The organism is Streptomyces sp. NPDC048417 (genome assembly GCF_040651615.1).
In the GTDB taxonomy this organism is placed as follows: Bacteria; Actinomycetota; Actinomycetes; order Streptomycetales; family Streptomycetaceae; genus Streptomyces.
On the sequence record NZ_JBEZKI010000016.1, the window covers coordinates 255,958 to 264,907 of the forward strand.

General features: G+C 71.0%; 9 protein-coding genes. 5 read left to right on the forward strand and 4 right to left on the reverse strand.

Annotation, left to right across the window (positions count from 1 at the left end; translation table 11 throughout):
* Positions 1–20 precede the first annotated feature (20 nt).
* Positions 21–980: an ABC transporter substrate-binding protein gene (locus AB0D59_RS25915; RefSeq protein ID WP_362569744.1), complete on the reverse strand. Its 960-nt coding sequence runs from the start codon at positions 978–980 to the stop codon at positions 21–23.
* Positions 981–1,564: 584 nt separating this feature from the next.
* On the opposite strand from AB0D59_RS25915, the gene AB0D59_RS25920 reads away from it, so the two are divergent.
* A complete protein-coding gene (locus tag AB0D59_RS25920; RefSeq protein WP_362569747.1) occupies positions 1,565–2,797 on the forward strand; it encodes an NADP-dependent malic enzyme in 1,233 nt (410 codons plus the stop codon).
* Positions 2,798–3,300: 503 nt separating this feature from the next.
* Positions 3,301–4,266 (forward strand): zinc-binding dehydrogenase, encoded by a 966-nt coding sequence (locus AB0D59_RS25925; protein WP_362569750.1) that lies wholly within the window; start codon positions 3,301–3,303, stop codon positions 4,264–4,266.
* Positions 4,267–4,365: 99 nt separating this feature from the next.
* Here the strand turns inward: AB0D59_RS25925 and AB0D59_RS25930 are convergent, their stop codons facing one another.
* Together AB0D59_RS25930 and AB0D59_RS25935 are read right to left on the reverse strand one after the other, a co-directional pair.
* Positions 4,366–5,463 (reverse strand): PadR family transcriptional regulator, encoded by a 1,098-nt coding sequence (locus AB0D59_RS25930; RefSeq protein WP_362569752.1) that lies wholly within the window; start codon positions 5,461–5,463, stop codon positions 4,366–4,368.
* A 1-nt stretch (position 5,464) separates the two neighbouring features.
* Positions 5,465–6,439, reverse strand: a complete 975-nt coding sequence (locus AB0D59_RS25935; protein ID WP_362569755.1) for a hypothetical protein — start codon at positions 6,437–6,439, stop codon at positions 5,465–5,467.
* A 236-nt stretch (positions 6,440–6,675) separates the two neighbouring features.
* Between AB0D59_RS25935 and AB0D59_RS25940 the strand changes: the two genes are divergently transcribed.
* On the forward strand, positions 6,676–7,020 hold the full coding sequence (locus tag AB0D59_RS25940; protein WP_362569758.1) for a hypothetical protein: 345 nt from the start codon (positions 6,676–6,678) through the stop codon (positions 7,018–7,020).
* 79 nt (positions 7,021–7,099) lie between these two features.
* Here the strand turns inward: AB0D59_RS25940 and AB0D59_RS25945 are convergent, their stop codons facing one another.
* Positions 7,100–7,279 (reverse strand): DUF6104 family protein, encoded by a 180-nt coding sequence (locus AB0D59_RS25945; protein ID WP_152776632.1) that lies wholly within the window; start codon positions 7,277–7,279, stop codon positions 7,100–7,102.
* 637 nt (positions 7,280–7,916) lie between these two features.
* On the opposite strand from AB0D59_RS25945, the gene AB0D59_RS25950 reads away from it, so the two are divergent.
* Complete coding sequence (locus AB0D59_RS25950) at positions 7,917–8,474, forward strand: hypothetical protein (RefSeq protein ID WP_362569794.1); 558 nt, start codon at positions 7,917–7,919, stop codon at positions 8,472–8,474.
* Entirely contained in the window at positions 8,467–8,718 is a 252-nt protein-coding gene (locus AB0D59_RS25955) for a hypothetical protein (RefSeq protein WP_362569761.1), read from the forward strand. Before AB0D59_RS25950 ends, AB0D59_RS25955 begins: the two co-directional genes overlap by 8 nt.
* The last annotated feature ends 232 nt before the right edge of the window (positions 8,719–8,950 follow it).

Below are 8,950 nucleotides of genomic sequence, written 5' to 3' on the forward strand. Positions count from 1 at the left end.
CTTCAGTCGTGCCGGGCCGCTCAGGAGCCGCCGTTGGTCTTGGCCTCGGTGACCGCGCCCTGCGTGACGTTCCACTTCTCCAGGATCTTCTGGTAGTCGCCGTTCTTGATGATGGCGGCCATGGCGGCCTGGAGCGCGTCGCGCAGCTGGGTGTTGTCCTTGCTGATCGCGATGCCGTACGGACCGGCCTCGATCTGCTCGCCGACGACCTCGAAGTCCTTGCCGCCGCCGGAGGTCTTGGCGTTGTAGGCGGCCACCGGGAAGTCGTTCAGGTCGGCGACGGAGGCGCCCTGCTTCAGACGGAGCAGCGCCTCGGGGTCGGTGTCGAAGGTCTGGAGGTCGATGGCCTTGTTGCCGTCCTTCGTACACTTCTCGCTCTGCGCCTTGGCGATGCCCTCGGACGTGGTGCCCTTCTGCAGGGCCACGACCTTGCCGCACAGGTCGTCCAGCGACTTGATGCCCTTCGGGTTGCCCTTCTGGACCAGGATCGAGGTGCCGGCGGTGAAGTAGTCGACGAAGTCGACGCCGTTGCCGACCTTCTTGCCGGTGTCGGAGTCGATGCCGTTCTGGCGGTCCTTGGTGTCGTTCATCGCCGACATGATCACGTTGAAGCGGTTGGCCTGCAGGCCCACGATCAGGTTGTCGAACTTGCCGTTCTGGAACTCGAACTTCACACCCAGCTGCTTGCCCAGCGCGTCCGCGATGTCCGGGTCGACACCGACGGCCTTGCCGCTCTGCATGTACTCGACCGGCGGGTAGGCGATGTCGGAGCCCACCTTGATCACGCCGGCCTTGCGGATGTCGTCCGGCAGCTTGCTCGCCAGCGGGGCCGAGGACGTCGAGGAGGAGCCGCTGTCGCTGCCCTTGTCCGTCTGGTCACCGCAGCCGGTGAGGATCAGGGCGCCTGCGACCGCGATCGCACCGAACGCTGCGGTCCTGGAGCGCGCGACAGTGGTACGACGGGTGGAGCTTGCGGTCATGGTGGGTTCCTCCGGCGGTGGGTTGAACAAGCCGATATACCGAGATGCCTGATATGTCGATATGCCGATGGGTCGACGGAAACACACACCTTCGGGTGTCGCGACCTCGTGGGTTTACGGCATCCTGCCATTGGGATTGCTCCAAGCAGACGTGTCACCATGTCAAAATCGGATAACGGGTGACCCCCGTGACGCGTCAGGCCGGTCCTTCCTCGACCCGCCGCCCCGCACATCTGCGGGAATCCGACCTTCCGGCCGGAAGATCTTCGGTTCACCGCCGGTTCATCTCGGGCTGTGCCTCGTGGCCGTCCGCCGGTCACTCGGCCGCTCATCTGTCGGCTACCTACGACATCCGTGATGTGACCTTGCGCCTATTCGACTCGTCGTGAGCGCTGTCCGTCCGGTAAGAAGGTTCTTTACACCCCTCATCCGGGGCTCCAGGGCGCGTGTGCGGCGCGCCCGTCGCGCAGGTGCTCGTACGTGCCACTCGTACGTATCAGTGATCGGGCCCTGCGCGGTGCCCGCCCACTCCCTCACCGGGAGTGGCCGACCCTCAAACCATGCATACCTAAGGGGTAAGACAAGTGGCAGCGGAGATCGTCAATCCTCGCAGCGACAGCGCGTCGGGCAATTCGGACCAGGACGGCGGGGCCGAGCCCCTCGATTCCTTCGATCCGGTGTTCGCGCTGCACCGCGGCGGCAAGATGGCCGTGCAGGCCACCGTGCCGATCCGTGACAAGGACGACCTTTCCCTCGCGTACACGCCCGGAGTCGCGCGCGTGTGCACCGCGATCGCGGAACAGCCCGAGCTGGTCAACGACTACACATGGAAGTCGTCCGTCGTGGCCGTCGTCACCGACGGCACGGCCGTGCTCGGCCTCGGGGACATCGGTCCCGAGGCCTCCCTCCCCGTGATGGAGGGCAAGGCGATCCTCTTCAAGCAGTTCGGCGGCGTGGACGCGGTCCCGATCGCCCTCGCCTGCACCGACGTCGACGAGATCGTGGAGACCGTCGTCCGGCTCGCCCCGTCCTTCGGCGGGGTCAACCTGGAGGACATCTCGGCACCGCGGTGCTTCGAGATCGAGCGCAAGCTCCAGGAGCGGCTCGACATCCCGGTCTTCCACGACGACCAGCACGGTACGGCCGTCGTGACGCTGGCGGCGCTGCGGAACGCGGCGCGGCTCAGCCGGCGGGAGATCGGCCAGCTGCGGGCGGTGATCTCGGGCGCCGGCGCGGCCGGGGTCGCGATCGCCAAGATGCTGGTCGAGGCCGGCATCGGGGACGTCGCCCTGGCCGACCGCAAGGGGATCATCTCGGCCGACCGGGACGACCTCACCGCCGTCAAGCGCGAGGTCGCCGGGTTCACGAACAAGGCCGGGCTCAAGGGCACCCTGGAGGACGCGCTGGCCGGCGCCGACGTCTTCATCGGCGTCTCCGGCGGTACGGTCCCGGAGGAGGCCGTCGCCTCCATGGCCGAGGGCGCGTTCGTGTTCGCCATGGCCAACCCGAACCCTGAGGTGCACCCCGACGTCGCCCACAAGTACGCGGCGGTCGTGGCGACCGGGCGGTCGGACTTCCCGAACCAGATCAACAACGTGCTGGCCTTCCCCGGGATCTTCGCGGGCGCGCTCCAGGTGCGGGCCTCCCGGATCACCGAGGGGATGAAGATCGCGGCGGCGGAGGCGCTGGCGTCGGTCGTCGGCGACGATCTTGCGCCGGACTACGTCATTCCGTCGCCGTTCGACGAGCGGGTCGCGCCGGCGGTGACCGCGGCGGTGGCCGCGGCCGCGCGGGCCGAGGGCGTCGCCCGACGGTAACCCGGATGGCCCCGCCCCCTTGGGCGGGGCCATTTCTTTGCCCTGCCACCCACCCGATCGAGTGGGTGGCAGGTGACCGTCGCCCTGGGGGCCGCCGCCCCCGGAACCCCTATCGGGGCGGCTGTGTACCGAGGCGGCTGTGTACCGGGGTGGCTGTCTATTGGGGCGGCTGTGTACAGGGGTGGCTGTGCATCCGGGTGGTGGGAGCCGCCGGTCGTCGGGTGCCGGTGGGCGGGGGCTGAGCGCGCCCACGCGGCGGAGCGGCAAGTGGCGCAGCGCAGCGCCGCGCACCTGACGGGCGCTGGGCGTGCCGTTTCTGCGTGTCCCCGGCGGGGCTCGGGTGCTGGGCGTGCTGTTTCCCCGCGTTCCTGGCGGGGTGCTGGGCGTGCCGGTTCTCCGCGTTGCTGGCGGGGTGCTGTCAGGGGGGCCGTTGTGCGCAAGAGGGGATGTGTCACAGCGGTGCCCGGTTTCGCGCCTGGCCCCGGGAACCTATCGTCGGCCCTATGTTCGCCGTCTACGCCGCCCGAATCGACCGCGACCAGCCGCTCTCCGGCCTTGAGTTGGGGGACCGCCCCGCCCCCGAGGCCCGCCCCGGCTGGAGTATCGTCGATGTCCGGGCCGCCTCCCTCAACCACCACGACCTCTGGTCCCTGCGCGGCGTCGGCCTCCCGGAGGACCGGCTGCCGATGATCCTCGGCTGTGACGCCGCCGGTGTCGACGCGGACGGCAACGAGGTCGTCCTGCACTCCGTGATCGGGCAGAGCGGCCATGGGGTCGGGCCGAACGAACCCAGGTCCATCCTCACCGAGCGCTACCAGGGCACCTTCGCCGAGCAGGTCGCCGTACCCACCTGGAACCTCCTGCCCAAGCCCAGGGAACTCTCCTTCGCGGAGGCCGCCTGCCTGCCCACCGCCTGGCTGACGGCGTACCGGATGCTGTTCACCAACGCGGGCGTCCGTCCCGGTGACTCGGTCCTCGTGCAGGGCGCGGGCGGCGGGGTCGCCACCGCCGCGATCGTGCTCGGCAAGGCCGCGGGGCTGCGGGTCTTCGCCACCAGCCGGGACGAGGCGAAGCGGAAGCGGGCCCTGGAACTGGGCGCCGTCGAGGCGGTGGAACCGGGCGCCCGGCTGCCGCAGCGTGTGGACGCCGTGATCGAGACCGTCGGCGCCGCCACCTGGTCCCACTCGGTGAAGTCGCTGCGGCCCGGCGGCACCCTCGTCATCTCCGGCGCCACCAGCGGCGACCGGCCCTCGCACGCCGAGCTGACCCGGATCTTCTTCCTCGAGCTGAAGGTCGTGGGCTCGACCATGGGGACCAAGGACGAGCTGGAGGACCTGCTCGCCTTCTGCGCCGCCACCGGGGTACGCCCGGTCATCGACGAACTGCTCCCGCTCGACCGCGCCCGCGAGGGCTTCGCACGGCTGGAGTCGGGCGACCAGTTCGGGAAGATCGTCCTGACCACTTCCTGACCGACTCCTGAGCGGCGGGAGAGCGACCGGGTGCTGCGTGAGGGGGAGGGGAAACGGGCGGGCCGTGTGTGGTCGGCCCGCTGTCGCTCGCCCGGTTCCTCAGGACTTCGGGCCGCGCAGCAGCGCTCCGATGCGGGCCGCCGCCGTCGACAGGTGGCGGCGGGTGTCGCCGAGCTGCTCCGCGGTGACTCCGTGGTCGCGGGCCGCGTCCCGGATGTCGTCGCGGAAGCGGTCCAGGAGCCGGTCGAGGTCGCGGGCCGGGTCGCCGGTGCCGGTCTCGTCGCCGTGCGCCCACTCCGGGACGTACTGGGCCGGGAAGTCCTCCGGGGTCTCCGAGTACTCCGGTGCCGGTGTCTGCGCCTGGGGCGGTGCCGGCTTGCGGAGGTCCGGGCCTGATCCGGGCTGCGGCTCGGTGCGGCCGCCGAAGCCGAAGTCCTTGCCGAACTCCTTCCCGAAGTCCTTCCCGTAGTCCTTGCCGAACTCCCCGAACTCCTTGGTGAGTTCGGTCAGACCCTCGCGGACCCCTGTCGGCCAGTCACCGCGTGCGAAGTGGTCCTGGACGTGCTCCTGCACCCGGTGGGCGATGCGCTGCATCTCCTCCTGGGCCTGGGCGCGGGCCCGGGCCTGGGCCTCCTGGGCCTGTCGGCGGGCCCGCTGGGCCTCGTCACGGGCCCGGCGGCTCTCGTCCTTGGCGCGGCGGGCCTGCTCCTTCCACTCCTGCTTGACGCGCCGCATCTCCTCCTTGGCGGCCCGCCAGGACTCCCTGTCACCGAGGTCACCGAGGTCACCGGTCGCCGTCCCGCTGCCGCGCCGGGCCTCGGAGGCGGCAGCCCGCACCTCGCGGCGCAGATCGCCGGCCGCGCCGCGTACGTCGGCCCTTATCTCCGCGGCCAGTTCGGCCACCGACTCGCGGATCTCCAGCTCCAGATCGGCCAACTCGCCGCTGCGGTCGGCCAGTTCGGCGCGGCCGGCGTCCGTGATGGCGTAGACCTTGCGGCCGCCCTCGGTGGTGTGCGTGACCAGGCCCTCGGCCTCCAGCTTGGCGAGGCGGGGGTAGACGGTGCCCGCCGACGGGGCGTACAGGCCCTGGAAGCGCTCTTCGAGCAGCCGGATCACCTCGTAGCCGTGGCGCGGGGCCTCGTCCAGCAGTTTGAGCAGGTAGAGGCGGAGGCGACCGTGGGCGAAGACGGGAGGCATGTCAGAGCACCTTCTTGTCGGTCGTACCGTCGGCCGGGGCTGCGGAGCCGGAGCCGGATTCGGACCCGGCGGTGGGCGCGGAGGTGGGCGCGGAGGGGGCGGCCGGTCCCGTCGGTCCCGAGGGGTCGGTCGCCGGTTCGGCCTCCCAGGCCGTCTTCTCGTCGTCGTCCTCCTTGGGCGGGCGGCGCAGCAGGGCGATGGAGCCGGAGACCGTGGTGGCGCGGAGCTTGCCGGTGCCCGCGCCGAGGCGGCCGGTGATCTTGTGGGCGCCCCACTGGCCGTGCACCCGCAGCCCGTCGAAGGCGTTGGAGATCGTGCCGCTCGCGGTGTTGGCCTCGACCTCGGCGTCGGCCGGGTGCGGCAGCCGGATGGCGATCTCGCCGGAGACGCTGGTCAGCCGGACGTCCGTCGGGCCGTCCGGGTCCAGGTCGATGATCATCGATCCGCTGACCGATTCGGCGCGCACGGCGGAGCCCGAGCCCTCGACGACCGTCAGGTCGCCGGATACGGAGTTGAACCGCAGGTCACCGGTGACCGTCTGGGCCTCCAGGTTCCCGGAGACGGTGTCCGCGCGGACCTCGCCGGAGAGGCCGACCAGGGTCGTGTCACCGGTGACGCCCTTGACCACCGACGTACCGCTGATCCCGGAGACGACCGCGGCGGCGCCGACCACGCCGACCTCCACGCGGGTGTCCGCCGGGACGGCGAGCGAGACGACCGCGCTGCGCCGCCAGCCCTTGCGGTCGAGCCACTTGAGGAAGCCCCTCCAGGGCAGGTCCTCGTAGGCCACCGTGAGGGTGCCGCCCCGGTGCGTGACGATCAGGGGCGGGCCCTCGATCTCGGAGACTTCCAGGCGGGCGGAACCCTCGTCCGTGCCCACGACGTTGACTGTTCCGTTGACGATGCGCACGTGCAGATCGCTCACGGGGGTGTCGAAGGTGAGCTTCCTGGGCTCAGCGACGGACCACTCGGACATGGTGCGGACCTCCCTCGGCCGGGCATGACGGCTGGACACGGACGCTCATGCACGGCTCGCGCCATATCGCGTCTTCCGTAAACACGATATATCGTGGCTGTCGGAAGTCAAGGCGCTCTTTGGGGTGACCCGCTGGCCTCGGACTTGACGCCGGGGGGTGTGGGTGGGGTGCATGCCGGGCCGCGTGCGGGACTGCATATAGGGCGACAACCGGATGAATTGCTTAGCGTGTATCCATGCCGACGGACGAATCCAAGGCCGTCTCCCGGCCTCAGCCCAAGCCCTGGCCCCAGTCCCAGCGGTCCCGGTCTCAGCTCTGGTCCCAACCCTGGTCCCAGGCATGGTCTCCGGAGGCCGGCACGCGTGCGCGTCTGCGCAGGCTGCTTGCGGTCCTCACGTGTGTGGCCGAGGGCGGGATGCCCGGGGCCCGTCGGCTGGCCCTGGCCGAGGTGGCGGTGGGAGTGCCGGCCGCCGCGTGGGGGGTGCGGCGGCACAGTGTGGGGTGGGCCGTGGTGGGGGCGGCGCTGATGATGCACGGGGCGCTGGAGCTGTCGTACGAGACGGTGTTCCCACGGGACTGACGGACCCGGGGCTCAGGTCCGTACTGCGGCTGCGGGCCGGTGGGACTGGTCGCGCGGTTCCCCGGCCCTGACGGGACGCTTACTCCTCGTCCTCGTCATCCAGCCGCGCCAGCCACGTCGCCAGGCGCTCCACCGGGACCTCGAAGTCGGGGTTCAGGTCGACGAACGTGCGGAGCTGTTCCGCGAGCCACTCGAAGGTGATCTCTTCCTCGCCGCGCCGCTTCTCCAGTTCCTCGATGCCGCGGTCGGTGAAGTACATGGGTCGGTCTCCTGCGTGTACGGGTGCGTGGGGTTGCTGGGTACCAGCGTAGGTCGGCGCTCCGGTGCACGGAGACGGGCCGCCCGATCCGGACGCCGGTCACGACGGCTCCCCGGTCACGACGGCTCCCCGGTCGCTCGCGTGGGCGCATCCGGCGGCGCCCGGTGCACGGGGGCGCCCAGGGGACCGGGGCCGGGGGCGCGGAGTGACGGACCGGCACGACGGGGGCGCATCCGGCGGCGGGGTCCGGCAGGACCATGCGTTGCGCGGACTTGCCTTGGCGGTCACCGTACGCATCCATCGCACAGGCGTCGGGTATGCCCCGGAGGAGTCCGGGGCGTTCCTCGGCAGTGGTTTCTTCATCGCGCCGAACTGGGTGTTGACCTGCGCCCATGTGATCGATGGCGGGGAAGGGGGCGAGGTCACCGTGATCTATGCACTGCACCGAGGGGCGGGTGTTCTACGCCGGCTGGGCTCCCTTCCAGGGGTAGCCGCAGCCGCTGGACGGCTTCCTGACCGTGCACGGCGCCATCGGCTGCTGGTCCGGGCGCCCAGATGCGTCTGTGGGGAGAACGAACTTCCGCTCGGTGTCTCCGGCGGTCCTGTGATCGACCCGGTGCGCGGCGGAGTCGTCGGAGTGCTGAAGCCACGCGAGGGGAACGGGGCCCGCTGTACGACCTTCCTGCGGAGTGTCGCCGCCGCTCTCTGCGGGGGCTTCCGGCGCTGCGACGAACCCGCGCGGCCAGTCCCCTTGCACGTGGCCGCGCCACCCCTGCTGCTCGACCTGCCGGTGGACGAGTGGCGGCTGCGGCCCGACGGCGAACCGCTGGGCGCCGAAGGCCCGGTCGTGGCCCGCTGCCGCGACCGCGATCAGCCGCCGCAACCGCTGGTATCGGCTGCGCGCCGAGCATGGCCAGGCCGAGAGACCGGACTGCGGCGGCGGAGTGCGTCGACCCGTGCCGGGCGTGGCGGTGCTGCGCGGTCTCGCGCCCGGGAGCGTCCCGGTGCTGTGCCGCCAAGGCGACCAGCGTTACCCGGGCGACCTCACCGCACGCTCGGGCGCATCGTCCGGCGCGGCATCGCCAGGGCGCATCGTCCGGGGCGGCCACGGAGTGGTGCTGTGGCGCCGTTGGAAACGCCAGACCGACTCCGTGTGCGGGGAGTTCCACCGCGGCGCCGAGCTGACCGTGGATGACGCGACCGGCGCTGAGTCCCTGCCCGGCCTAGTGCACCGCCTGCGCGCACAGGGTGTACGCAGGGCTCGTGGTGAAACGAGGCGAGGCGAGGCGGAGACGGTCCTGCCGAACGAGCTGCTCAACGCACTGGAGGAGGGCGAGCCCGGTGCCTGTGCTGCGCTGGGGCGGCACGTGCTGGCCCTGCTGTACGACGACCCGCACCAACCCCTGCCCGGAACCGGCGACTTGCTGGAGGCGCCGTAACGCGCGCCCTGTGTGAGGTCCTTACAGGGTTTCTCGGGTGGGCCTATCGTCCTGTCCACGGCAGCTGCGCTCACAGCTGCCGCCCTGCACGGCCCGGCTCCTCCGACCGAGAGGAGTGGAAGAAATGGCAGAAGGGAGGGGGTGCCTCTATGTCCTTCGTCAAGGCACTCCTGTCGGGTTTGGGGTGATTCGGGCTTGCTGGGGTTATGCGGCGAGCTCGACGTCCGCGGGC

Bases quoted from the DNA above. Each gene is read 5' to 3' on its own strand.
- AB0D59_RS25915 (WP_362569744.1), bottom strand. From the start codon at position 980: ATGACCGCAAGCTCCACCCGTCGTACCACTGTCGCGCGCTCCAGGACC.
- AB0D59_RS25925 (WP_362569750.1), top strand. From the start codon at position 3,301: ATGTTCGCCGTCTACGCCGCCCGAATCGACCGCGACCAGCCGCTCTCC.
- AB0D59_RS25930 (WP_362569752.1), bottom strand. From the start codon at position 5,463: ATGCCTCCCGTCTTCGCCCACGGTCGCCTCCGCCTCTACCTGCTCAAA.
- AB0D59_RS25935 (WP_362569755.1), bottom strand. From the start codon at position 6,439: ATGTCCGAGTGGTCCGTCGCTGAGCCCAGGAAGCTCACCTTCGACACC.
- AB0D59_RS25940 (WP_362569758.1), top strand. From the start codon at position 6,676: ATGCCGACGGACGAATCCAAGGCCGTCTCCCGGCCTCAGCCCAAGCCC.
- AB0D59_RS25945 (WP_152776632.1), bottom strand. From the start codon at position 7,279: ATGTACTTCACCGACCGCGGCATCGAGGAACTGGAGAAGCGGCGCGGC.